This is a genomic window from Vibrio kanaloae, assembly GCF_024347535.1.
GTDB classification, from domain to species: Bacteria; Pseudomonadota; Gammaproteobacteria; order Enterobacterales; family Vibrionaceae; genus Vibrio; species Vibrio kanaloae.
Genome location: NZ_AP025497.1, coordinates 2124622 through 2150289 on the forward strand (window position 1 = coordinate 2124622; position 25668 = coordinate 2150289).

Here is a 25668-nt window from a genome sequence, read left to right on the forward strand (position 1 = left end):
ACTACTTTTCCCCAAAAAATCTAAAAATACCGCCTATTTTACTGTTATCGCTGTAATCTAAAAAAGTTATACAATAGCGACATCTCTAAATAAACCCTTAAAATACATACGATTAGCTGCATTTGTTACATTTTTAGATTTATTTCAATTATTGTTATTAAAGTTTAACACACACACTTATCCACAATTTTGGTGGATAACTACATCCAAGCTAAATCCAATAAGGCGTTCAAGAAAGTAAAGTTTTTTATCTTACTTTTTTCTGCTATTTTTTGTTGACAGAAAAACGGACTGTTATTAGAATTCTCGCCGTTCACAAGTAATTCCCCTTTAGTTCAGTTGGTAGAACGGCGGACTGTTAATCCGTATGTCGCAAGTTCAAGTCTTGCAAGGGGAGCCAAATTTAAAAAAGCCGTATCACTCGATACGGCTTTTTGCGTTTTGATGCCTTTTATTCTTTTTCTTATACTGTCCCCTTTTACGACTCCTTGGGATAAACCTGCACCCAAAGAACCAACGATTGTTGCCTTGTAGCTAGTGCTAAGATCTGTCTCCATTCATTAAAGATCCAATTTAGCCACTGCTATAAACGTGTCTCAGCAAGTAAAAATTGGCCGTCTATACTTAGTGTGACTTTTAACAATCAAACGATTACCTGATGTTTTTTTCACCAAGTGTCTAAATCCCTAGTGATCCTTGGTTGTTATTAGGTGAGCAAAGCAGGATAATATCGGGATCGGAATCTCAAGAATTAATCCATTATGACCGAATACCTTTTGTTGCTGGTTGGCACAGTGCTGGTCAATAACTTTGTGCTAGTGAAGTTTTTAGGGCTATGTCCATTTATGGGAGTCTCCAAGAAGCTGGAGACTGCGATTGGCATGGGCCTCGCGACGACTTTCGTTCTGACGTTAGCGTCGGTATCTGCATACCTAGTAGAAACCTACATCCTTACCCCTCTGGGTATTGAATACCTGCGTACCATGAGTTTCATCTTGGTTATCGCGGTGGTCGTTCAATTTACGGAAATGGTTGTTCACAAAACCAGCCCGACTCTTTATCGCCTATTGGGTATCTTCCTGCCTCTTATCACCACCAACTGCGCGGTGTTAGGTGTGGCGCTTTTGAACATCAATGAAAACCACAACTTCATTCAGTCGATCATCTATGGTTTCGGCGCTGCGGTGGGGTTCTCCCTTGTTCTTATCCTATTCGCTGCGATGCGTGAACGTATTACGGTTGCTGATGTTCCAATGCCATTCAAAGGCGCATCGATTGCGATGATCACAGCAGGCCTAATGTCCCTGGCATTTATGGGCTTTACTGGGTTGGTGAAATAAGCATGAGTACCATTTTAATTGCGATCATTGCGCTAGCCGTTTTAGCCGCTATTTTTGGCGCTATTTTGGGCTTTGCTTCTATCCGTTTTAAAGTCGAAGCCGATCCTATCGTCGATCAAATCGATACCATATTGCCGCAAACTCAATGTGGTCAGTGTGGCTACCCTGGTTGTCGTCCATACGCAGAGGCGATCGCTAACGGAGACAAGATCAACAAATGTCCTCCTGGCGGACAAGCAACCATTGAGAAGCTAGCAGACTTAATGGGCGTAGAAGTTGAAGACTCCGCTCATGACTTAGATAACAAAGTAAAAACCGTTGCTTTCATTCATGAAGATATGTGTATCGGCTGTACCAAGTGTATTCAAGCCTGTCCGGTTGACGCCATTGTTGGTGGCACCAAGGCTCTACACACAGTAATTAAAGATGAATGTACAGGTTGTGACTTATGTGTCGCACCGTGCCCTACTGACTGTATTGAAATGATTCCAGTGGCAACGACGACTGATAATTGGAAATGGCAGATGAACATCATTCCTGTTACTGATATCACTAACCAAGCGACTGATGCGACTGCGTCAGAGCCTAAGGCGTAGGGTTAGTATGATCTCTTTAATTGAACAAATTCGCACGGGCTCTATTTGGAATTTCCCAGGCGGCGTGCACCCTGCTGAAAACAAGAAACAATCCAATACCACTGACATCGTTCATGCAAGGCTTCCTGAAGAAATCGTTCTTCCTGTAAAACAACACATCGGCAAGCCAGGTAACTTATTGGTTACTGCTGGTGACACCGTGCTAAAAGGCCAACAACTGACAGCCTTGGACACGGGTTTTACGTTGCCGGTACACGCACCAACATCGGGTGTGATTACCGTTATCGAACCAAGAACCACTGCCCACCCTTCAGGTTTGAACGAGCTGAGTGTCGTTATTAAACCGGACGGTTTAGACACTTGGATAGAAAAACATCCGGTTGAAGATTTTTCTTCTAAGAACTCAGACGAACTGCTAGATGTGATTCGCCAAGCTGGTATTTCAGGCATGGGCGGCGCAGGCTTCCCTACCGCGAAAAAGCTTCAGTCAGGCCTTGGTCGTACCGACATTTTGATCGTCAACGCTGCTGAATGTGAACCTTACATCACCTCTGATGACAAGTTACTTCAAGAACATGCCGAAGAAGTATTAAAAGGCATTGAAGTGGTTGAACATATCCTTCAACCAAAGCTGACCGTTATCGGTATTGAAGACAATAAACCTGATGCAATAAAAGCACTTGAAATAGCAGCGAAAAACAAAGACATCGTCATTCGTGTTATCCCAACCAAATACCCTTCCGGTGGTGAGAAACAACTCATCAAGATCCTCACTAACAAAGAGGTGCCTGCTGGCGGTATTCCTGCGGACATTGGTGTATTGGTTCAAAACGTCGGCTCTCTCTACTCGATTAAAAGAGCAGTAATCGACGGTGAACCAGTGATTAACCGCGTGGTGACTTTAACCGGTAAAACCTTTAAGCAACCTCGTAACGTTTGGGCGCTATTAGGTACACCAGTACACGAGTTACTAGAGGAATTTGGCTACAAAGCGGATAAAAAACTGCCACGTTTGATTTTGGGCGGCCCGATGATGGGCTTTACCTTGCCGCATGCCAATGTGCCAATCACTAAAACGTCGAACTGTATTTTAGCGCCAACGCGTCGTGAGATCTCACCAAGCACTTACGAGATGGAATGTATTCGTTGCAGCGCGTGTGCTGAAGCTTGCCCTGCGTCTCTACTTCCTCAACAACTGCAATGGCATGCCAAAGCCAACGAGTTGGATAAGTGTGAAGAGCTGAATATTAAAGACTGTATTGAATGTGGTGCTTGTGCGTTTGTCTGCCCAAGTGAAATCCCTCTTGTTCAATACTATCGCCAAGCGAAAGCTGAAATCAAAACAAGAAAAGACGAAGCAACAGCTGCAGAGCGCGCTAAGATTCGTTTCGAAGAGAAAAACGCTCGTATGGAGCGCGACAAAGCAGAGCGTGAAAACCGCTTCAAGAAAGCTGCTGACAACCGTCGTAAAGATATGAAGTCTGCGGATGGTGATGATGCGATTGCAGCTGCGATTGCTCGCGTTAAAGCGCAAAAAGCCGCGGCAGACCAAGCTCCTAATGCAGAACCAGCCGTGAAACCTGCGGTAGCTGCTGCTATTGCGAAGGCAAAAGCGAAACAAGCGGCAGCTCAGAAAGCGGATGGCGCTGAACCAGACAACTCTGAAATGTCGAAACTGCGTGAAGAACGTAAACGACAAGCTCGAGAGCGCAAGGCACAACAAGCAGCCGCTGATACTCCTGCAGAAAGCTCTGGTGATGGCAAGAAAGATGCTGTCGCTGCGGCGATTGCTCGTGCTAAAGCGAAGAAAGCTCAACAAGCGGAATCAGCTTCTGACGCTCCGGCTGAAAGTACTGGCGATGCCAAGAAAGATGCTGTTGCTGCAGCCATTGCTCGTGCTAAAGCGAAGAAGGCTCAGCAGGCGGAATCAACATCTGACGCTCCAACTGAAAGTACTGGCGATGCCAAGAAAGATACCGTTGCTGCAGCTATCGCTCGTGCTAAAGCCAAGAAAGCTCAACAAGCGGAATCAGCTACTCAAACCGAAAGTGAAGCTCCGGCTGAAAGAACTGGCGATGCCAAGAAAGATGCCGTTGCTGCGGCTATTGCTCGCGCTAAAGCCAAGAAAGCCCAACAAGCAGGTTCAGCTTCCGAGGCTCCGGCTGAAAGTACTGGCGATACCAAGAAAGATGCTGTCGCTGCGGCCATTGCTCGCGCTAAAGCGAAAAAAGCTCAGCAAGCGAAACAGGCAGAGACAGCAGAAACTCCTGAACCAGTAATTGAAGTTGAAGCTGAAACTCAACAGGAGTCAGTCCATCCCAAAAAAGCTGCCGTTGCTGCCGCTATCGCACGTGCTAAAGCTAAGAAAGTACAACAAGCCAAGCAGGAAGAGACAACTGAAACGCCCGAACCAGTAACTAAAGTTGAAGCTGAAACTCAACAAGAACCAATCGATCCCAAAAAAGCTGCCGTTGCCGCTGCAATAGCTCGCGCTAAGGCGAAGAAAGCACAGCAAGCTAAACAGGTCGAAGCACAAGAAACCGCTCCTGAACCTGCAGATGAAATTGAAACGGAAGCTCACTCAGAATCCGTCGACCCTAAGAAAGCAGCCGTTGCTGCCGCAATTGCTCGTGCTAAAGCAAGAAAAGCGCAGCAAGAGCAAGATAAAAAGAACAATGAGGAGAAAGAGTAGTGGCCTTCTTTATCGCCAGCTCACCGCACGCGCACAATCGTAGAAGCACCCCAGATCTCATGAAATGGGTGGCTATTTGTGCATTGCCAGGTCTACTAGCTCAAACCTACTTCTTTGGATGGGGTACACTCATCCAGTTAGTATTTGCTATCGCACTTGCTGTTAGCTTTGAAGCAGCCGTAATGCTATTGAGAAAACGTCCGCCAGTGATGGCACTGCGTGATTACAGTGCTGTTGTGACAGCATGGCTACTCAGTGTTGCTATTCCTCCACACTCACCGTGGTGGATTCTAGTAATAGGTATGTTCTTCGCTATTATTATCGCGAAACACCTTTACGGCGGCCTTGGACAAAACCCATTTAACCCGGCGATGGTCGCTTACGTTGTTTTGCTGATCTCATTCCCAGTCCAGATGACCAGTTGGAATGCACCGACCAGCTTAACGGCTGAAGCAACGAGCTTTGTTGACTCATTCTTGATGATCTTTACTGGCTTCAATAATGAAGGGTTGTCTCTACAACAAGCTCGCCTTGGTATTGATGGCACAACGATGGCGACACCACTCGATGCATTCAAAACCGCATTAACGGCGGGCAATACAGCTTCAGAAGCACTGTCTCAACCTCAATTCAGCTGGTTAGCTGGTGTAGGCTGGGAATGGGTGAACCTTGCTTATCTAGTCGGCGGCCTTGTGCTCATTAAACAACGCGTGATTCAGTGGCATATCCCAGTGGCATTTCTAGGCAGTTTGACTGTATTTAGCCTAGTGTTCTTGATGTTCACTCCTGGCGAGACCGCATCACCGACCATTCATCTATTGTCTGGTGCGACTATGCTCGGCGCATTTTTCATTGCGACCGACCCTGTTTCAGCATCAACGACAGTCAAAGGCCGTTTAGTGTTTGGTGCTCTGATCGGCGGCTTAGTCTTTATCATCCGCAGTTGGGGTGGCTTCCCTGACGGCGTGGCGTTTGCTGTATTGTTAGCCAACATGTGTGTTCCATTGATTGACTACTACACCAAACCTCGTACATACGGCCACTAAGGAGCGGATACCATGCTAAATGCAATTAAGAAAAACGGTCTTGTACTCGCTATTTTTGCGTGTGCTTCCACCGGTTTGGTAGCGGTGACTCACGAGCTAACCAAAGAGCAGATAACACTGCAAGAACAAGCTCAATTGCTATCGGTACTTAACCAAGTAATCCCACACGAGTTACATGACAATGAGCTTTTTTCAGCTTGTACCTTAGTTGAAGCCGAGGCGCTTGGAACCAAACAAGCCATGCCAGCTTACATTGCTAGACTCAACGAAGAACCGAGTGCAATCGCGATCGAAGCCATTGCACCAGACGGCTACAACGGTGCAATCAAGGTGATTGTTGGAATGAAAATAGACGGCACTATTTTAGGTACTCGCGTTCTTTCCCATCAAGAAACTCCGGGGTTGGGTGATAAGATTGATCTACGAGTGAGTGATTGGATTCTCTCTTTTGCAGGCAAACAAGTAACTGAGTCGAATCTTGATCGATGGAAGGTTCGCAAAGATGGCGGTGATTTCGATCAGTTTACCGGCGCAACTATTACACCGAGAGCCGTCGTAAAGTCAGTGAAACAAACGGTTGAATACGTTAACAAAAATCGCCAAGCATTGCTTGCTCAACCTCTAAATTGTGGTGGTGAATGATGAATGAACATAAAACACTAATTAAAAATGGCATGTGGGCCAATAACCCTGCCCTAGTGCAACTTCTTGGGTTATGCCCTCTACTCGCGGTTTCCTCAACCGTGACTAACGCGCTTGGATTAGGCATTGCCACGTTACTTGTTCTGGTCGGTTCGAACGTTTGCGTCTCTTTGGTTCGTAACCATGTACCAAAAGAAGTTCGCATCCCAGTATTCGTGATGATCATTGCTTCACTAGTAACCTGTGTTCAACTTCTGATGAATGCCTACGCGTACGGACTTTATCTATCTTTGGGTATCTTCATACCACTGATCGTAACCAACTGCATCATCATTGGCAGAGCGGAAGCATTCGCTTCAAAAAATGCGGTGTTGCCTGCTGCTCAAGATGGTTTTTGGATGGGTCTTGGCATGACATCGGTACTGATTGTGTTAGGTGCGATGCGTGAGGTGATAGGTAATGGGACTCTGTTTGATGGCGCCGACCTACTTCTTGGTGACTGGGCTTCAATGTTACGCATCCAGATATTCCAATTTGATAACAGTTTCTTATTAGCTCTGCTTCCACCAGGTGCCTTTATTGGTGTTGGTTTCTTGATTGCTTTGAAAAACATCATCGACAACCAAGTAAAATCTAGACAGCCAAAACAAGAAAAACCAACTATTGAACGCGCTCGCGTTACCAATGCCTGATAAGTTACAGTAGCTTAAAACCCTGCTGAAAAGCTCAACCGCTCAGCAGATATATAGATTGACCAAGTACACACATAATAATGACGCTCATAAGAGCGCGTAACCGATGATAAAGCCTGAGTATTCGGAATTAATTGAATACCGAAACTCAAGCCCTAACTATTTGAAAGTAATGTCGCTATGAACAATGTAAAACGAGTAGAAATACTTGAGCGTTTAAGAGAAAACAACCCAAAGCCAGAGACTGAGCTTAACTGGAACAGCCCTTTCGAGTTGCTGATTGCCGTACTTTTGTCTGCACAGGCAACCGATGTCAGCGTGAACAAAGCAACGGATAAGCTTTACCCAGTGGCTAATACTCCACAGGCGATTTTCGACCTAGGTGTCGATGGCTTAAAAGAGTACATCAAGACAATCGGCCTATTTAATTCAAAAGCAGAAAACACCATTAAAACGTGTCGAATGCTGCTTGACCTACACAATGGTGAAGTACCGGAAGATCGTGCGGCATTAGAAGCCCTTCCTGGCGTTGGTCGTAAAACTGCCAACGTAGTATTGAACACCGCTTTCGGTTGGCCAACCATTGCCGTGGATACTCACATCTATCGCGTATCAAACCGCACTAAGTTAGCGATGGGCAAAACAGTCGACGATGTTGAAGCTAAGCTGCTCAAAGTCATTCCAAAAGAATTCAAACTGGATGTCCACCATTGGCTCATTCTTCATGGACGCTACACTTGTGTCGCGCGTAAACCACGTTGTGGCAGCTGTATCATTGAAGATCTATGCGAGTTTAAAGAAAAAACAGACGTCTAGGGCTAATAAGGTCTAATCAAAAAGCTAATAAGCTAATAAGCTAAACAACACCGCACTCTTCTTGCGGTACAACAACAGAATTACAAAACGTATACACAGTTAAAGCTAGGAGCAAATCATGTCAAACGGCCGTATTTTACACACCATGCTACGCGTTGGTGATCTAGATAAGTCTATCGAGTTCTACACCAATGTAATGGGCATGCAGCTATTACGTAAGAACGAAAACAAAGAGTATGAATACACACTGGCTTTCGTTGGCTTTGGTGACGAATCTCAAGGTGCTGTAATTGAGCTTACATACAACTGGGGAACGTCTGAATACGACCTTGGCTCTGCTTTTGGTCACGTTGCGATTGGTGTAGACGATATCTACACAACGTGTGATGCGATTAAAGCCGCGGGTGGTGATGTGACTAGAGAAGCGGGGCCAGTTAAGGGAGGAACAACACACATTGCCTTTGTAAAAGACCCAGATGGCTACATGATTGAGCTTATTCAGAACAAGCAAGCAAGTGCGGGGTTAGAAGGTTAATTTAAATCTAAAAGACCAAGGATGACTTTGAAAAGTAATCCTCAAACGTGGATTGACCAATAGTAGAAAGCGAGCGCTATGCTCGCTTTTTGTTTATTGCGATCGCTCATATTTTTGCTCAATCATTTATTGTAACAATCCTATCTAAACGCTTTACATGATAATGATTATCATTTAAATTAAACCTCTCTAAACCAGTGAGGTCATACAATGATTAGCGAATGGGAAAAACACACGTTACTTGCCGACACGGCATTACAACTCGACGATCCTGTACGAAGTATTCTTCACTATAAGCAGGCATTGAACTTAAGCGAAAAAATCACTGAGCGTACCGATATTCAAGCCGATGAACGCTTACTTATTTCCGTCATCTCTTGCCATAATCTCGCCCAGTTTTGGCGATGGGCTGGCGAGACAGATTATGAACTCAAATATCTCCAACTGGCTTCAGAAAAAGTGCTGACACTTATCCCTCAATGCCCTAATACGCAATGTTCAAGCTTCATTGACTCTATTGGCTGCTGTAAAAAAGCGCTTATCGATTTCATGAAACGCCATCCTAACCCTAAAATTGCCTCTATGGTTGAAAAAATCGATACCGCAACCAACTGTGAAATTATCGCCCGTTTTCGCCTAAATTAAGTTTGCTTTTGATTAAACTCAAATAGTTTTTTCGTGGCTAAGGCACTTACATTACAGCCCCATTTAAGTAGAAAAAAGCTCGCCTCTTTACATTTAGGGTCGTTCAGCTTAAACCTGTGTACGACCTAAAGAGATAACAACGCGTCGGTTTTTATCTTTGCCAATTGGTGAGCTGTTATCGGCAATCGGACGACGTTTACCATAACCTTGAACTTGAATACGGTCTCCAGGTAAACCAAGTGACTTGAAGTACTCTCTTAACGACTCAGCTCTTCTCTCAGAGAGGTTCTGGCTAATACTTTTACTGTCTGCAGAGTCCGTGTACGTCGCGACTAGCACAAGGTCGATATCTTGGTTGTAACGAACATAATCTGCGATCTGGCTTAGCCTTTTACGTGACGACTTATTCAACTGATCGCTATTGCGATCGTAATGCAGAATAGTAAAAGAGATATCTTCAAAGCTGTAAGGCAATAAGTTTGCAATACAGTCACTAAATACATTGTACTTTTCTTGGAATAACACCGACGACAACGACACTTCGATACGCTGATCTCGGCTCTGCCACTCTTGGTAACTGAATGTAGGGTAGCGCCCTTTCTCCAGTTCACTCAAGATACCCCACGCCGTTTGACCGCCAACGTACCCATCAAATTGTTGGAAGAACTTAATGGTTGTCATGCGATCAGCACTTTCGCCCGGACGCCAAGGTGGCGGCATAGAGATCAAGCTTACATTGCGCGTCGCACCCATTGGGCGGCGCATTTTAAGCTCAAAGTCCAAAATGATTTTTTTACTCGCGCGAGATGAGAACTCAGCATCACCAAAGTTTGGAATTGGGTGAACCAAGCGACATTCTAGTGGTGTGTTGGCCACCATCTCCCACGTTGACTGTTGAGGAGATGCTCCGTAACGCTTTTCTTGTGCCATGACCGATGACGACACAAGTAGCGAAAATAGCATTGAACCTGTTATGAGTTGTTTCTTCATAAAGTGGAGTATCTCTTAAGCAATTCGTTTAACAATGCAGCCAATTGCCGCATTTTTCTCTCGTGTTTAAATATGCAATTATCAAGCCGAAATGGGGTGGCTAATTTATGATTTATTGCCCTTCCCTAGTTTTTATCACTGCTATTATCTGCAATAATGCAGGCTTAATCACACTTATTTGGGCTAACATGACTGTAGAAAACGAGGCTCTGACCCTAAAAAAACGCTTTCGCGGCTATTTTCCAGTGGTCATTGACGTGGAAACCGCAGGGTTTAACGCAGAAACCGATGCATTATTAGAAATCTGTGCCATTACATTAAAAATGGATGAGAACGGAGACCTGCACCCTGCATCAACGCTTCATTTTCACATTGAGCCTTTTGAAGGCGCAAATATAGAGCAGGCAGCATTAGACTTTAACGGAATTAAAGACCCATTTAGCCCATTACGTGGTGCTGTGTCGGAACAAGAAGCCCTTAAAGAAATCTACAAGCTAGTGCGAAAAGAACAAAAAGCTTCAGATTGCAGTCGCGCAATCATGGTTGCTCACAACGCTACATTTGATTTGAACTTCGTGAATGCGGCAAGTGAGCGCTGTAAGCTTAAACGCGTCCCGTTCCATCCATTTGCAACTTTTGACACTGCAGCTCTTAGTGGTCTTGCCTACGGTCAAACCGTTTTGGCTAAAGCTTGCCGCACTGCAGGGATGGAATTTGACAACAAAGAAGCACACTCTGCTTTATATGATACGCAAAAAACCACAGAGTTATTTTGCGGCATAGTAAATAAATGGAAAGCCCTTGGTGGTTGGCCGCTTGTTGACGAAGAATAACAAATAGAGTCGGTAAACGTTTGTTCGTATTACCTTCATAAAAAACACAACATCCCGAGAATAATATGAATCCTGTTGTAATTTCAGTTTGCATCATGCTTGTTTTAGCTTTGATGCGCGTAAACGTTGTCGTTGCTCTTACGTTCAGCGCAATTATCGGTGGCGTTGCCTCTGGTATGGGCTTGAACGACGCAGTCGCAGCTTTCGAAAGTGGATTAGGTGGCGGTGCAACTATCGCACTTAGCTACGCTATGCTTGGTACATTCGCTGTTGCTATCTCACGTTCTGGTATCACAGATCTCCTTGCTCAAAGTGTTATCAAACGCATTCACGGCAAAGAGAACAGTGCGGCATCGACTGGCCTTAAATACGGCATCCTTGCGTCGTTGATCTTAGTGACCATGTCTTCGCAAAACGTGATTCCTGTACATATCGCCTTCATCCCAATCTTAATCCCACCTCTACTAGGCGTATTCGCAAAAATGAACCTAGACCGTCGTTTAGTTGCGTGTGTGCTTACTTTTGGTCTGATTACACCTTACATGGTGTTACCGATTGGCTTTGGTGGCATCTTCCTAAACAACATCCTGCTTAAAAACCTTCACGACAACGGTCTTGAAAACGTTGTAGCAAGCCAAGTACCTATGGCAATGTTGTTACCAGCAGCAGGCATGATCTTCGGCCTTCTTACTGCAGTATTCTTTACTTACCGTAAGCCTCGCCAATACAAAGAAACCTCTCACACTGTTGTTTCAACAGAAGTGAAAGAGATCAACAAGAAGCACATCCTAGTAGCGGCGGCAGGTATCGTTGCAGCACTAACGGTTCAACTGTCGACGGGGTCTATGATCATCGGTGCACTTGCTGGTTTCATGGTATTTACCTTCGGTGGCGTAATCGCTTGGAAAGAGACGCAAGATGTCTTCACCAAGGGCGTTCACATGATGGCAATGATCGGTTTCATCATGATTGCAGCGGCCGGTTTTGCGGCAGTTATGAAGCAAACGGGTGGCGTTGAATCTCTGGTTGAAGCACTTTCAACAAGCATCGGCGACAACAAACCTCTAGCTGCACTACTTATGCTAATTGTTGGTCTATTGGTTACTATGGGCATTGGTTCTTCGTTCTCAACGATTCCAATCCTTGCGACTATCTACGTTCCACTAGCGGCAGCATTTGGTTTCTCGCCAATGGCAACAATCGCTCTAGTAGGTACAGCAGCAGCACTTGGTGATGCGGGCTCTCCGGCTTCTGACTCAACACTAGGTCCAACGTCTGGTCTAAATGCTGATGGTCAACATGAGCATGTTTGGGAAACCGTAGTTCCAACATTCCTGCACTACAACATCCCACTGATCGTATTCGGTTGGATTGCAGCTATGGTTCTGTAATTAGGTTCTGTAGTTAAAGAACCCTACGCTCACTTTTATAAAGACCGCCCTGTGCGGTCTTTTTTGTATCTGGGGTTCATTCCACTCTCCCTTCCGCTCACTCTCAATGAACTAGCGACGCCAAACAAAAAAGGCTTACTCTTATGAGTAAGCCTTAGAGATCATTGCGTCAACACAGACAACTCTCGCTGAATTATGCAGCGGGAGCATTGCTCACTAGAATTTCGCGAATAGATCTAAGCGTTGCGTCCGTTGAATGGTAATCCAATTCAACTTCACTAAAGATGCCGTTCACTTCAAGCATTAAAGTCGGGTAAGAGAATACTCCCATCGCTTCTTTAAAACCTAATTGGTCAGCCAACTCACTTTCCAATAACTTGCTAGAAAGATCATTTTCAAACTGTTGTACATTCATGCCTAATTCTTCAGCCAACTGCAGATGCGTTCCTTGGCAGTGTGGCAACATCGCACGAAGGTAGTAAGCGTGTTGAACCCCTTCCAGCATCGCTTCGTAGTGATCTTGAAAACCTGCGGCAATCACAGCACGGCACGCAGGGTAAGTGCTGCGAACAGGCTTGCACTCAGTCCAAAACTCGTGGTTAAACTCGGTACCTAGCTTAGCTTCGATCTGCTTCCAGATTGCTTGCAGCTTGCCTTTCATCTCTTCTGACATTGGCTCATCAGAATCCGGGGCTAAACCACCCACTACATAGTTAAACTCAATGCTCGCAGGCAATTGTTGTTTCAATAACTCAAGTGTTGGCTTGTAACCCCAGCACCAGCTGCACATTGGATCATGCACATAATGAAGTTTTACGTTCATTGTTCATTCCTTATCGAGTCAATGATTCGATCAATTCCAATAAAAAAGGAGCCTGATTAAGGCCCCTCATTTTAACTATTCAGCGCAAAGGCTAGAACTTACTCAGCGTCATCGCCAGCAACTTTAGCCGCCGCTTCTTTGATGATTGGCTGAAGTTCACCTTTTTGGAACATCTCAAGAATGATGTCACAACCACCGATTAGCTCACCTTCAACCCAAAGTTGTGGGAAAGTTGGCCACTGTGCGTAAACCGGAAGCTCTGCACGGATATCAGGGTTTTGTAGGATATCTACGTAAGCAAACTTTTCACCACACGCCATTAGAGCTTGAGATGCTTGAGAAGAAAAACCACAGCTTGGTAGCTTAGGTGAACCTTTCATGTAAAGTAGAATCGTGTTTTCTTCAAGTTGCTGTTTGATTTTATCGATAGTTTCCATTGCTTCCTCGTTGATGGATTACGGCTTTTATTGCCTTTATTCTACCCCAAACCAAAAGAATAAAAACCATATAAAAAAAAAGGCTAACAAACTGAGCTAGCAATTCAAATAAAAGTGATGAATTGGGCTTTTAATAAAGTAAAAACTTGCTAAACTATACTCCAAGTCAGAAAATTGACCATGGTTAGCCGTATAGCGAACCATGAATAATAATATCACTGGAAGCAATCGAAAGAGTTAACTCTTTCATATCAATGGAGAATTGATCAATGGCATTTGAACTACCGGCTCTTCCTTACGCGAAAGACGCACTAGAACCACACATTTCAGCAGAAACGCTAGATTTCCACCACGGTAAGCACCACAACACTTACGTTGTTAAGCTAAACGGCCTTATCCCTGGTACTGAATTTGAAGGTAAAACACTAGAAGAGATCATTAAGACTTCTACTGGTGGTGTTTTCAATAACGCAGCTCAAATCTGGAACCACACGTTCTACTGGCACTGTCTTGCTCCTAAAGCAGGCGGCGAACCAACTGGCGCTGTTGCAGAAGCTATTAACGCTGCATTCGGTTCTTTCGAAGAATTCAAAGCAAAATTCACTGATTCAGCAATCAATAACTTCGGTTCTTCTTGGACTTGGTTAGTTAAGAAAGCTGACGGTTCTCTAGACATCGTTAACACTTCTAACGCTGCAACTCCTCTAACAGAAGAAGGTGTTACTCCACTTCTAACTGTTGACCTATGGGAACACGCTTACTACATCGATTTCCGCAATGTTCGCCCTGACTACATGGCTGCATTCTGGAACCTAGTAAACTGGTCTTTCGTAGAAGAGAACCTAGCTAAGTAATTATTACTTACGCTACGCTATTTATAGCGAGTTATCTATTGAAAGCTCATGCCTCGGCGTGAGCTTTTTTGTATCTATCGTATTCCACAAAATCTAGACCTTTCTTAGCCTATTAACCTATTAACCAGTTAGCCACTTAGCCACTTAGCCACTTAGCCAAGAGAGCTTACTTCTCGACCAACTCCTAGCACTCTTCCCCGCCCTGCATAAATTCTCTATTCGCTTGTAATTAAAGACTAAAGTTTGCCGACTCCATGCCGTTAAAGGAGTATCAAATGAGAGGCGTCATGCAAATACACACTTTAGACAAAGCAGGGATCATCAACGAACTGAAGTTCGGCATCGGGATCAGCCAAGCGGTTGAGCAAGGTCGCCGTGCAGATTTCGCGTTGCTGTTATCTATGTTTTCTAATGACGTTCGTGATTGCACGCCGATTGACACCATTGAAGTCACAGAGACAACTGAAGATCGCCTGCGTAAACACTTCGGCGTTGCAGAACCGCAGCAGCTGCGTTCGAACCAATCTTCGTATGAGATTTCAGCTCAGCAATCTAATCATTTTCATCAAGCTAGCCTTGCCAGCGCAAAACTCAGCCATTACTTGAAACCTGAAGCGCTCGCTTTTATGCCTGAAGATACGGCCGACTTACCCGAAGAGGTTTACCAAAACCTTTCTGGTCATGACCGACGTAAACTGGCGAACAAGCATGTCCCTGATCTGTCTCATGCCACGCTCTATAACGCGTTATCTACAGCCCAACGTCAGTATCAAATTCAAGCTCAAGTATAGCTTCACTCTCCTTTTCTTACTCTAGCTCTATATTCATCTGTACTCTCTTCCATTCACGTTAAAGAATGATTGATATGAGTGATATGAACCATCGGCCTTGGATGAATTAAAAACTCGAGTTGTCGATTACTTCTTGAAGTTACTGGAAAATGTGACTTGCCACTAAGTTCATAAAAACTTATTAATTGGCACACCTTAGTTTGAACCAATTCACACCCATTGTATGAAATTTAACCCATCCTTATCCCACATGGACGATTTGTTTAGGTACTGAGATGGAAATAAAAAGCTCAATCATATTGGTGACATCAGCAGGATCGCGTTTAGGAGGGACGATTGCGAACCACTTTGTTAACCTCGGAGCTACTGTTATCCTTTGTGATAAGGATCCTACAGCACTTGAAAAAACCTATCTCCAATGCTCTCGCGTCTCAGACTCCGTCTACCGTTACAAACTCGAAGATAACCATAATCAAGCCATATTAGATGTCTTTGATTTTGTCCAACGCACTTTCAACACCACACCTGATGTATTAGTCAATAACTGGATCAGTTCCCCAATGCCTAGTCTGATTGGTGACCAACCAGTCAGCAGCTTTATCGAGGATTTGTCTTCGAAAGCGTCGACCCTTTTTGCATTTGGGCAGATTAGTGCAGAGAGGTTACGCGAAGCAAATAAGGAGGGGGTGATCGTTAATGTGATATCTCACGACGACTTTCATGACGTATCAGGCTTGGAGAGTGCAAACTCGATGATTACGGGCTTTACCCACAGCTGGGCTAAAGAATTAACCCCGTTTAATATCCGTGTAGGTGGTGTCGTTCCCGCTATTCACAATGCCGACGGTAAGTTTAACCGTTGTCACTGGGCACAGCTGCAAGACGAGCTAACCAGAACTGCTGAATACATAATCTCTAATGACTACTTCAGTGGGCGAGTAGTTGCCGCTGAGGTTTAACTCCTCTCCCATTTTAATTAAAAACAAACAACTTGCACCTACTGGGTAGCACGGGGCAAAAAGCATAAACCTTCGTTAAAGTAGACCACAAAAAACAAACAAATATAAAAAGCCCCAGTCTCTCGACTGGGGCTTTGTTCTTTACCCGATTAGATAAGTATCTTGCTAGCGAAAACTTATCTCAAACTAATACTTACTTATTATGCGTTAGCTTTTTCTTTTTTAGCTTTTGGCGCTTTCGCTTCAGCTGGCTTTTGGTCTGCTTTCTTAAGGATAACTGTAGTACCTTCGAAAGTTTCGCCTTCAACGTATGGTTGGCCGAAGTAAGAAGTTGTTAGAACTTCTTTTAGCTCAGTGATTAGAGGGTAACGTGGGTTAGCACCTGTACACTGATCATCGAACGCTTCAACAGCTAGCTCGTCTAGTTTCGCGATGAAGTCAGACTCGTTAACACCCGCAGCTTGGATAGATAGTGGGATGTCTAGGTCAACTTTAAGCTCTTCTAACCAAGTCAGTAGACGTTCAATCTTCTGAGCAGTACGGTCACCAGCTTGGCTTAGGCCTAGGTGGTCAGCAACTTCAGCGTAACGACGACGAGCCTGTGGACGGTCGTACTGAGAGAATGCAGTCTGCTTAGTTGGGTTATCGTTCGCGTTGTAACGTACAACGTTCGAGATAAGTAGTGCGTTAGCAAGACCGTGTGGTAGGTGGAACTCAGCACCAATTTTGTGAGCCATTGAGTGACACACACCTAGGAATGCGTTCGCAAATGCTACACCAGCGATAGTTGCTGCGTTGTGTACTTTCTCACGAGCGATTGGGTCAGCCGCACCATTTTTGTAGCTTGATGGTAGGTATTCTTTAAGCATCTTAAGTGCTTGAAGAGCTTGACCGTCTGAGTACTCGTTCGCTAGAACAGATACGTAAGCTTCAAGAGCGTGAGTTACTGCATCGTAACCACCGAACGCTGTTAGAGACTTAGGCATGTTCATTACTAGGTTCGCATCAACGATAGCCATGTTTGGCGTGATTTCGTAATCAGCTAGTGGGTATTTAGCACCAGTCTTGTCGTCTGTAACAACAGCGAATGGAGTAACCTCTGAACCTGTACCTGAAGTTGTAGTGATACATACAAGCTCAGCTTTTTGACCCATTTTAGGGAACTTGTAGATACGTTTACGGATATCCATAAAGCGCATTGCTAGTTCTTCGAAGTGAGTTTCTGGGTGCTCGTACATAACCCACATGATCTTAGCAGCATCCATTGGAGAACCGCCACCTAGAGCAAGGATTACGTCAGGTTGGAAGCTCTTCATTGCTTCAGCGCCTTTCTCAACAACAGATAGCGTTGGATCCGCTTCTACGTCGAAGAAAGTTTGAACTTCGATGCCTTGTGCTTTAAGCAGGCTAACTACGTCATCTGCGTAACCGTTGTTGAATAGGAAACGGTCAGTTACTAGGAATGCGCGTTTCTTACCTTCTAGGTCGCTCATTGCGATTGGAAGGCTACCACGACGGAAGTAGATAGACTTAGGTAGTTTGTGCCACAACATGTTTTCAGCTCGCTTCGCTACAGTTTTCTTGTTGATAAGGTGCTTAGGACCTACGTTCTCAGAGATAGAGTTACCACCCCATGAACCACAACCTAGAGTTAGAGAAGGTGCAACGTTGAAGTTGTACAGGTCACCGATACCACCGTGAGTAGTCGGGATGTTGATTAGGATACGAGCAGTCTTCATCTTGTCACCGAAGTAACGGATGCGGTCTGCGTTAGTATCTTGGTTAGTGTAAAGACCAGATGTGTGACCGATACCACCGATTTCAACCATAGTTACCGCTTGAGCAACTGCGTCTTCGAAGTCGTCTGCGCGGAATAGACCTAAAGTTGGAGATAGTTTCTCGTGAGCGAATTCGTCATCGTAAGAAACTTTACCAAGACCTTCACCTACAAGTACTTTTGTATCAGCAGGAACTTTAACACCCGCCATTTCAGCGATTGCTGGAGCAGGTTGACCTACGATTTTAGCGTTTAGGTTGCCATCGATAAGAAGCACTTTACGTACTTTATCTGCGTCAGCTTTAGACAGAACGTGAGCTTTGTGAGAAGCGAAACGCTCTTTCACTTCGTCGTATACTTCACCAACTACGATTGCAGCTTGCTCAGAAGCACATACAACGCCGTTATCGAATGTTTTAGACATAAGGATAGATGCTACAGCACGTTTGATGTCAGCTGTTTCATCGATAACGACAGGAACGTTACCAGCACCAACACCGATAGCAGGCTTACCAGAAGAGTATGCTGCTTTAACCATGCCTGGACCACCAGTAGCAAGGATAAGTGCAATACCCTCGTGCTTCATCAGCGCGTTAGAAAGCTCTACAGATGGTTGGTCGATCCAACCGATGATGTCTCTCGGAGCACCAGCTGCAACAGCTGCGTCTAGAACTAGTTTCGCTGCGTCGTTAGTTGAGTTCTTTGCACGTGGGTGTGGCGAGAAGATGATGCCGTTACGTGTCTTAAGAGAAATTAGAGATTTGAAGATTGCTGTAGAAGTTGGGTTCGTTGTTGGAACGATACCACAGATGATACCTACAGGCTCAGCGATAGTCATTGTGCCTAGGTTGTCATCTTCTTCTAAGATGCCACATGTTTTTTCGTCTTTGTATTTGTTGTAGATAAATTCAGATGCAAAGTGGTTTTTGATAACCTTATCTTCAACAATACCCATTCCAGATTCAGCAACTGCTTGTTGAGCAAGTGGAATACGAGCGTGGTTAGCAGCAAGAGAAGCTGCGCGGAAGATTGCGTCTACTTTCTCTTGAGAGAATGTTGCAAACTCTTCTTGTGCTGCTTTAACGCGAGCTACTAGAGCATCAAGTTCCGCTAAGTTAGTTACAGGCATGGTGGATCTCCTAAAATAATAAATATTAAAAACTTTTTATTAAATTCGCTGCTTGTCTTTAACTTTAATCGACAACGTTCTTAGTAAATTGCTTTCAGGACTGAGTATATTATTTCATTGTGTGAAAAAAATTGACCCAGATCAGTTACCCAAAAATAATTAACCAGAAAGTAGTAAGACAATCACAAATTTCAACTTAAGAGCATGATTTATATAGATTAAAATCACACTTATCGCGCGTACAAAAAACAATCAAACAGACAAGTTTTTTTCACATAGCGCCATAAACTGTAAAAAAATTTCATTTTTAGTCCTTTAAATTACATGTATACAGCTATATTCGTGCTACTGAGAGTATATCCATACCATTGCACGGGCTAGCTTCTGACATAACTTTTATTAATTTCGTGCGACAGCTAACAGTTACCCAACAAGAAGTTACAAAATGAAACACTAACGACTAACTTGAAACAAGACTAATACAAAAGTGAGATTCAATTAGTTTTTCTAAAAACAATCACCTATTTCAAGTTAGTTTTTTTCATTCGTACAAATTGAAATTGTCCCTTACATTACGCGCTCAGAATATTCACAGATCAAACCTTCCACATTAAGTACGCTAACTGGAGATCGCTCTCATGCAAGGCTTAGAACTCGCAATCTTTATGCAATTCTTCCTTGGGCTTGTTGCTGCCGTAAACCCAATCGGCATCATGCCTGTTTTTGTTTCTCTTACTGCCCATATGCCGCCAGAAGAGAGGAACAAAACAGCCTTGCAAGCCAATATTGCTGTTGCCGTTATCTTGATTGTATCGCTGATTGCGGGACAATTACTTCTGGATATGTTTAGCATCTCACTAGATTCATTCCGCGTTGCAGGTGGCCTGCTATTACTAAGCATCGCATTTTCGATGATGAGCGGTAAACTCGGTGAAGATAAGCAGAACAAACAAGAGAAATCGGAATACATCAGCAAAGAGCAAATCGGTGTTGTTCCACTGGCAATGCCTCTAATGGCTGGCCCGGGAGCAATCAGTTCTACGATTGTTTACGGTTCCCGTTACCCCGCTGCTATTGATACGGTAGGCATCGGCATTAGCATTATTGCTTTCACAACTTGCTCTTGGCTTTTGTTCCGTTCAGCTCCGGTTATTGTTCGTTTCCTAGGTCAAACGGGTATCAACGTTATTACACGTATCATGGGGTTGATTCTTGGTGCATTAGGTATCGAATTCATCGCCAACGGCTTACGTAACCTATTCCCAGGGTTAGCGTAACGTTTAGCTTGGATCATCTAATGAGTGGCAATCAGCTATGTAATATCAATGAGGCGGGTAAAGCGATTGGACTTTCACTCGCCTCGTTATTATGAAGCTTGTATAATGGTTATTAACAACTTTAACAAAAGATGAACTTCACCTTATGTCACGCCAGCCTATAAAGCATCATTTATACGTCATTATCTTTGGTACCCACACACGTGCTGGACGTGCGTTTGATATCTCACTTATCATCGCGATTGTGGCCTCACTTATCGTCCTGATTTTAGAGTCAATTCCTAGTGTGGCGACCGAATGGTCACAACATTTACGCTACATCGAGTACAGCTTCACGGCACTATTCACACTGGAATATCTGTTAAGGCTCTACTGCTCACCTAACCCAAAATCTTACGCCACTAGCTTCTTCGGTGTGGTTGACCTATTAGCGATTCTTCCAACTTACATTGCTATCTTTTTCCCCGGCGCATCGTTCATGGGCGTTATTAGGCTATTGCGTGTCATGCGTATATTTAGAATTCTTAAATTGATTCGCTACTTACAGGACTCTAATATCCTTCTGCGTTCACTGTTGATGGCAAGAAGGAAAATATTCATATTCTTCAGCACCGTCGGTATTCTTGTTACGATCTTCGGCGCTTTGATTTTTATTATTGAAGGGCCAGAAAATGGCTTCACCAGCATACCTCAGAGCATATATTGGGCCATCGTGACCATCACAACCGTAGGTTACGGCGACATGGTGCCGCAAACCGCATTAGGTAAAGCTATCGCATCTCTGACTATGCTCTTGGGTTACTCAATCTTAGCCGTGCCGACCGGGATTATTACCGCAGAACTCAGTAATGAAATGAACTCGCATAAAGAGTTGGTCAAATGCCCAAACTGCAACCGCGCTGGTCATGATTCTGATGCCATGTACTGCAAACATTGTGCTAGTGGGTTAGCAGATCCAGATAAGCGAGTCGTTGTTAAAGAACAAGAGTGAACACAAATCCTTGTCATTAAAAACAAAAAAAGCGCCCTAAGGCGCTTCTTCACTCACTACTTTCAGTAAATCAGTCCGTTATGCTTTCTCAGCTAAGATAATACGTAAAGTACGACGTAGTGGTTCTGCTGCACCCCAAAGTAATTGGTCACCCACAGTGAACGCGTTCAAGAAATCGTTCCCCATAGACATTTTACGCAGACGGCCAACAGGTACCGACATTGTCCCTGTTACTTTAGCAGGCGTCAGCTCTTGCGCTGTGATATCACGATCATTAGGTATCACTTTAACCCAATCATTGTGCGTTGCGATGATCTCTTCGATTTCGTCCATTGGAACGTCTTGCTTAAGCTTGATCGTCAATGCTTGAGCGTGACAACGCATTGCACCGATTCGGACACACGTACCATCGATAGGAATTGGCTGACCATCTAGGCCAAGGATTTTGTTCGCTTCTGCACCCGCTTTCCACTCTTCTTTACTTTGGCCGTTCTCACGTTTTACATCGATCCAAGGAATCAGTGAGCCCGCAAGAGGAGCACCAAATTGATCTGTTGGGAATGAAGATGAACGAATCGTATCGGCAACCTTCTTATCAATATCAAGAATCGAACTTGAAGGATTAGCCAACTCAGAGCTTACACTGTCGTTGATCACGCCCATTTGCGAGATAAGCTCACGCATATTCTTAGCGCCAGCACCTGATGCCGCTTGATAAGTCATAGCACTCATCCACTCGACCATGCCTTTCTCATATAGGCCGCCTAGCGCCATAAGCATTAAGCTCACAGTGCAATTACCACCAACGAAAGTATTTGTACCGTCATGAATACCTTGCTGTATTTGAGCCAAGTTCACAGGATCAAGAGCTATGATTGAATCAGTGTCCATTCGCAAGGTAGAAGCAGCATCAATCCAGTAACCCTTCCAACCTGCTTGGCGCAGTGCTGGGTACACCTTTGATGTATAATCGCCACCTTGACAAGTGATCACTGCATCAAGTTGTTTTAGGCTATCAATGTCAAAAGCATCTTGAAGTAGACCCGCATCTTTACCACCTAAAACAGGAGCAGGGATACCAATCTGAGATGTGCTGTAATAAACAGGCTCAATTAGGTCGAAGTCTTTCTCTTCAACCATACGTTGCATTAGTACAGAACCAACCATACCACGCCAACCAACTAGACCTACTCTCATCTCTCACTCTCCATGTATAAATTAAAAAATTATTACCCCCCATCTATAAGTTTTTCAGAAACAGAACTCAAGTGCTTTTTGTAAAAAAGTGTAACTTTTTCGTTTATTTTAAGTGAACACGATGAATAATGCAGTTATCTCAGTTAAGCATTCCATTCCTTTATCATTGACAAAACACTCAGTATTCATTCAATTCAAACGTTTACCTCGATAAAACGTTCAATTTTCAAACGGCCCTCTCGCTCTACAATAGCAATAACCACTAGTTAAGAAAGGTTAAGCAGCATAATGCTTCACAAAATAAAAACAAAAACCAACATATAATAATCATGAATTTAACACTTTTTTAGATTATGAAACCAACTTTGATTTACTTAACAGTCAAATATCACAACTTGGAGGTATTTTTTCGATATAATAAACTAATTACTGTAGTGTCCACTTCGTAAACACACTATAACGAAGCACTATAAATGCTCGAAATCACAAGAGGCTTTTATGAAGCAGAGTAAAACTCGCCTACCGAACCTATTGCAGGTATTCATCGCGTTAGGATTATTCCTATCCCTTGCTTTTTCCTTTACAGCTAAGCTTGACCTTCCTATTCAACTTGCCTTGTATATTGGTTGGTTCATTATCATGGTTCTTGGTATTCGTCTTGGCCACCAATACAAAGACTTAGAAAAAGCAGCGCTCAAAGGTATATCCAACGGTTTAGGCGCAGTTTTAATACTTTTAGCTGTGGGCGCTCTTGTTGGTACCTGGATCTCGGGCGGGATCGTACCTACTATCATCTATTATGGTCTGAAAGCTATTCACCCTTCTATCTTCCTTTTAGCGACCATGATCATCTGCTCTCTAACAGCATTGGCTACCGGCACTTCTTGGGGTGCAGCGGGTACAGCCGGCATTGCGATGATGGGTATTGGCCAAGGCCTAGGTGTTCCAGCACCAATCACCGCAGGCGCTGTACTTTCGGGCTGTTACTTCGGCGATAAGATGTCACCTCTGTCTGATTCAGTGATCCTTGCTTCTTCAATGTCTGGTGTTGAAGTAGTTGAACACATAAAGGGCATGCTGCCTGTTGCGTTAATAAGCTACGTAATTACGGGCATTATGTTTACCGCATTTGGTTTCCACTATGCGGGCAACGTTGACATGAGCCAAGTAGACTCTGTGATTAAAGCAATGGAAGCTCAGTTCTACATCACACCTTACTCATTCGTTCCAGTAGTGATCGTGCTTGGCCTATTAGCTTTCCGCATGCCTTCATTCCCTGTGATCAGTTTTGGTTCTCTGCTAGGTATTATCTGGGCAGTCATGATCCAAGAGATCGACTTCCTTACTGCATTTAACACAGCATGGGCACCGTTCTCTATCTCATCTGGTGTTGAGTTCATTGATTCAATTCTTAACCGTGGCGGCATGTCTTCAATGCTTGGTTCGGTTGCGGTTATCGTGTTTGGTTTAGGTTTCGGTGGCTTACTGGATAAAGTAGGCGTGCTAGAGACGATTGCTAAAGTGTTCGAGCGCCGTGTAAACAGCGCAGGCTCACTAGCAACTAGCACCATTGGTACGGCTTTCATGGGTAACGTATTTGGTTCAGCGATGTATGTATCACTTATCCTTACGCCAAAAATCTGTGCGAAAAACTACGACCGTTTAGGCTACAAACGTAAGAACCTTTCTCGCAACGCTGAGTTTGGTGGCACTCTAACGTCAGGTATGGTTCCGTGGAGTGATAACGGTATTTACATGGCGAGTATTCTTGGCGTTGCGACGCTGTCTTACGCACCGTTCATGTGGCTAAGCTTTATCTGTATCATCGTAACGATCGTGACGTCTTACATGGGCTGGTTCGTTGATAAGTGTGAACCGACAGCGCCAGCACTTGAAACTGAGGAAACGGCACAATTAAACAAGCAGCAAGCGTAAGTCATTCAAACGTTAATGATTTACATGCAAAAAGAGCGCCCTAGAGCGCTCTTTTTTTGATCTACTTAGTTACTGAATTAGGAATTTACTTATTTGTTGGCGGTTCGTTTCCCCAACCAGTAACCGATGCCTAACGGTGCAAAGAACACCACCAAGATAAACAGGATGAAGTAGATAATCACACCTTTGATTAACTCCATTAGCTTATCAATCGCAAGCACGACCACTTCTTGAGAAACACGGTCTAGATCTTGAGTGAACAGCTCTCTTTCTGAAGTCACAATACCTGCAATCTCAATGCGCTCTTTCTCAATCATCTGTACTAAAGCTTCTCTCTCACGCGTCACCATCTTTTCCAGTGCCACGCGTTCATCGCTCAGCATCGCTAATTTTTGGTCGGTTTTATCACTAAAATCGTTTAGCAATGGCTGCATTTCTGTCGACAGAATAGAAGCCAGCGTTCGCATGTACTCAGGGTTATTTTCGATAAAGTCTTGCATGCTTGCTGATGTTTGACGAAGGCTTTCCAACGTCGTAGACAGATCTTCACCCGTTAGTGAGCTGTTCAATGCAACCAATTCGGCCTTCCACGACATCAGCTTTGGCGTCTGATCAGCCATTACACTTAAACGGTCTGATGCATCACTCATTGCTTCTGGCATGCTTCCCAAATTTTGCACGATTTGAGATTCGTCTTTACCTAAGTAAGTAAGCCAATCATGGTAAGCGGGCGTAATCCTAAATGTGAGATTTTTAAATGGATAGCTAGCAGCAAACTGCTCGACAAACGCTTGGCTCTTCTTAAAGTCACTAGTACTCAATACGCCTTTTGCCAATTTTTCCGCTTCTTGAGTAAGAGCGTGAGCGGTTTCTACTGCATGATCAGTTTCGAATAGGTCGGCACCATCACCTTGCGTATAAAATTGATCCATTTGAGCAGTAAATACCCACGAATCAATTAACGCTGAAGTCGGAGAAGTTTGGTAAGCCGCTTGCTGAAGTCCCTGCTCTGCATGTATTTTCCAAAGCAGAACATAAGATTGGTGTAAAGTATCGTCGTCAGGATAAGATTGAGCGATGAGATCCGCAGAATCTTCCACGCGAGTAAAGAAAATTCTAGCGTATTCACGCGTCATAATCCGAGCATTGAGCTCTTGTTGAGTCAGCGGTGTTGTTTGGCTATCTAACTTAACTTCTAAGAGAGAACAACCACTTAGAACTATGATAAATAACCACACCATCAAACACTTACTAGAAACACGCAACATATCCACCTCTGA

At 44.1% G+C, this 25668-nt stretch carries 23 protein-coding genes and 1 tRNA gene; 18 read left to right on the forward strand and 6 right to left on the reverse strand.

The genetic code is table 11. From position 1 onward, the window contains the following. Positions 1-324: 324 nt before the first annotated feature. From OCV24_RS09590 to OCV24_RS09635, 10 genes are all read left to right on the forward strand, one after another. A tRNA-Asn gene (locus tag OCV24_RS09590) sits at positions 325-400 on the forward strand. 361 nt (positions 401-761) lie between these two features. Continuing rightward, positions 762-1340 carry an electron transport complex subunit RsxA gene (gene rsxA / locus OCV24_RS09595; RefSeq protein ID WP_046222689.1) on the forward strand — a complete coding sequence of 193 codons (579 nt, stop codon included), beginning with the start codon at positions 762-764 and terminating at the stop codon, positions 1338-1340. Between the two features lie 2 nt (positions 1341-1342). Further along, positions 1343-1936, forward strand: a complete 594-nt coding sequence (gene rsxB, locus OCV24_RS09600) for an electron transport complex subunit RsxB (protein WP_150877817.1) — start codon at positions 1343-1345, stop codon at positions 1934-1936. A 7-nt stretch (positions 1937-1943) separates the two neighbouring features. Beyond that, a complete protein-coding gene (rsxC, locus tag OCV24_RS09605) occupies positions 1944-4628 on the forward strand; it encodes an electron transport complex subunit RsxC (RefSeq protein WP_150877815.1) in 2685 nt (894 codons plus the stop codon). Beyond that, positions 4628-5674, forward strand: a complete 1047-nt coding sequence (gene rsxD, locus OCV24_RS09610; RefSeq protein ID WP_017056502.1) for an electron transport complex subunit RsxD — start codon at positions 4628-4630, stop codon at positions 5672-5674. The genes rsxC and rsxD overlap by 1 nt, the downstream gene beginning before the upstream one ends. A 12-nt stretch (positions 5675-5686) precedes the next feature. Further along, positions 5687-6316 (forward strand): electron transport complex subunit RsxG, encoded by a 630-nt coding sequence (gene rsxG, locus OCV24_RS09615; RefSeq protein WP_017056501.1) that lies wholly within the window; start codon positions 5687-5689, stop codon positions 6314-6316. Next, entirely contained in the window at positions 6316-7008 is a 693-nt protein-coding gene (locus OCV24_RS09620; protein WP_029626991.1) for an electron transport complex subunit E, read from the forward strand. Before rsxG ends, OCV24_RS09620 begins: the two co-directional genes overlap by 1 nt. A 180-nt stretch (positions 7009-7188) precedes the next feature. Further along, a complete protein-coding gene (gene nth, locus OCV24_RS09625) occupies positions 7189-7824 on the forward strand; it encodes an endonuclease III (RefSeq protein ID WP_010437137.1) in 636 nt (211 codons plus the stop codon). Between the two features lie 118 nt (positions 7825-7942). Next, the gene (gene gloA / locus OCV24_RS09630) at positions 7943-8359 is read left to right on the forward strand and encodes a lactoylglutathione lyase (RefSeq protein WP_017056499.1); all 417 of its coding nucleotides are present in this window, start codon (positions 7943-7945) and stop codon (positions 8357-8359) included. 210 nt (positions 8360-8569) lie between these two features. After that, complete coding sequence (locus OCV24_RS09635) at positions 8570-9004, forward strand: DUF2753 domain-containing protein (protein WP_017056498.1); 435 nt, start codon at positions 8570-8572, stop codon at positions 9002-9004. Positions 9005-9112: 108 nt separating this feature from the next. Here OCV24_RS09635 and motY read toward each other — a convergent pair whose 3' ends face one another. Beyond that, positions 9113-9994, reverse strand: a complete 882-nt coding sequence (gene motY, locus OCV24_RS09640) for a flagellar protein MotY (protein ID WP_017056497.1) — start codon at positions 9992-9994, stop codon at positions 9113-9115. A gap of 188 nt (positions 9995-10182) precedes the next feature. Here motY and rnt point away from each other — a divergent pair, with 188 nt between their 5' ends. Both rnt and OCV24_RS09650 read left to right on the forward strand, forming a co-directional pair. After that, positions 10183-10827 carry a ribonuclease T gene (rnt, locus tag OCV24_RS09645; protein WP_017061178.1) on the forward strand — a complete coding sequence of 215 codons (645 nt, stop codon included), beginning with the start codon at positions 10183-10185 and terminating at the stop codon, positions 10825-10827. A gap of 65 nt (positions 10828-10892) precedes the next feature. Next, complete coding sequence (locus OCV24_RS09650) at positions 10893-12218, forward strand: Na+/H+ antiporter family protein (protein WP_029626989.1); 1326 nt, start codon at positions 10893-10895, stop codon at positions 12216-12218. A 193-nt stretch (positions 12219-12411) separates the two neighbouring features. Here OCV24_RS09650 and OCV24_RS09655 read toward each other — a convergent pair whose 3' ends face one another. Beyond that, complete coding sequence (locus OCV24_RS09655) at positions 12412-13041, reverse strand: DsbA family protein (protein WP_046222686.1); 630 nt, start codon at positions 13039-13041, stop codon at positions 12412-12414. Positions 13042-13139: 98 nt separating this feature from the next. Further along, on the reverse strand, positions 13140-13478 hold the full coding sequence (locus OCV24_RS09660; RefSeq protein ID WP_017056493.1) for a Grx4 family monothiol glutaredoxin: 339 nt from the start codon (positions 13476-13478) through the stop codon (positions 13140-13142). Between the two features lie 269 nt (positions 13479-13747). Between OCV24_RS09660 and sodB the strand changes: the two genes are divergently transcribed. The 3 genes from sodB to OCV24_RS09675 all read left to right on the forward strand — a co-directional run bounded on the left by sodB (position 13748) and on the right by OCV24_RS09675 (position 16082). Next, a complete protein-coding gene (sodB, locus tag OCV24_RS09665; RefSeq protein WP_010437112.1) occupies positions 13748-14332 on the forward strand; it encodes a superoxide dismutase [Fe] in 585 nt (194 codons plus the stop codon). 287 nt (positions 14333-14619) lie between these two features. Further along, the gene (locus OCV24_RS09670; protein WP_261878789.1) at positions 14620-15123 is read left to right on the forward strand and encodes a VC2046/SO_2500 family protein; all 504 of its coding nucleotides are present in this window, start codon (positions 14620-14622) and stop codon (positions 15121-15123) included. Between the two features lie 275 nt (positions 15124-15398). Further along, entirely contained in the window at positions 15399-16082 is a 684-nt protein-coding gene (locus tag OCV24_RS09675) for an SDR family oxidoreductase (protein ID WP_017056491.1), read from the forward strand. 200 nt (positions 16083-16282) lie between these two features. Here the strand turns inward: OCV24_RS09675 and adhE are convergent, their stop codons facing one another. After that, positions 16283-18988, reverse strand: coding sequence for a bifunctional acetaldehyde-CoA/alcohol dehydrogenase (adhE, locus tag OCV24_RS09680; RefSeq protein WP_137025239.1), 2706 nt, complete (start codon positions 18986-18988; stop codon positions 16283-16285). A gap of 638 nt (positions 18989-19626) precedes the next feature. Here adhE and OCV24_RS09685 point away from each other — a divergent pair. Both OCV24_RS09685 and OCV24_RS09690 read left to right on the forward strand, forming a co-directional pair. Further along, positions 19627-20265 (forward strand): YchE family NAAT transporter, encoded by a 639-nt coding sequence (locus tag OCV24_RS09685; protein WP_060467319.1) that lies wholly within the window; start codon positions 19627-19629, stop codon positions 20263-20265. Positions 20266-20410: 145 nt separating this feature from the next. Further along, positions 20411-21256 carry an ion transporter gene (locus OCV24_RS09690; RefSeq protein WP_077680174.1) on the forward strand — a complete coding sequence of 282 codons (846 nt, stop codon included), beginning with the start codon at positions 20411-20413 and terminating at the stop codon, positions 21254-21256. Positions 21257-21334: 78 nt separating this feature from the next. On the opposite strand, the gene asd is transcribed toward OCV24_RS09690, so the two are convergent. Continuing rightward, positions 21335-22453: an aspartate-semialdehyde dehydrogenase gene (asd, locus tag OCV24_RS09695; RefSeq protein ID WP_017056487.1), complete on the reverse strand. Its 1119-nt coding sequence runs from the start codon at positions 22451-22453 to the stop codon at positions 21335-21337. A gap of 498 nt (positions 22454-22951) precedes the next feature. On the opposite strand from asd, the gene nhaC reads away from it, so the two are divergent. Then, the gene (gene nhaC / locus OCV24_RS09700) at positions 22952-24388 is read left to right on the forward strand and encodes a Na+/H+ antiporter NhaC (protein WP_017056486.1); all 1437 of its coding nucleotides are present in this window, start codon (positions 22952-22954) and stop codon (positions 24386-24388) included. 89 nt (positions 24389-24477) lie between these two features. Here the strand turns inward: nhaC and OCV24_RS09705 are convergent, their stop codons facing one another. Further along, positions 24478-25656, reverse strand: a complete 1179-nt coding sequence (locus tag OCV24_RS09705) for a chemotaxis protein (RefSeq protein ID WP_136998621.1) — start codon at positions 25654-25656, stop codon at positions 24478-24480. Positions 25657-25668 lie beyond the last annotated feature (12 nt).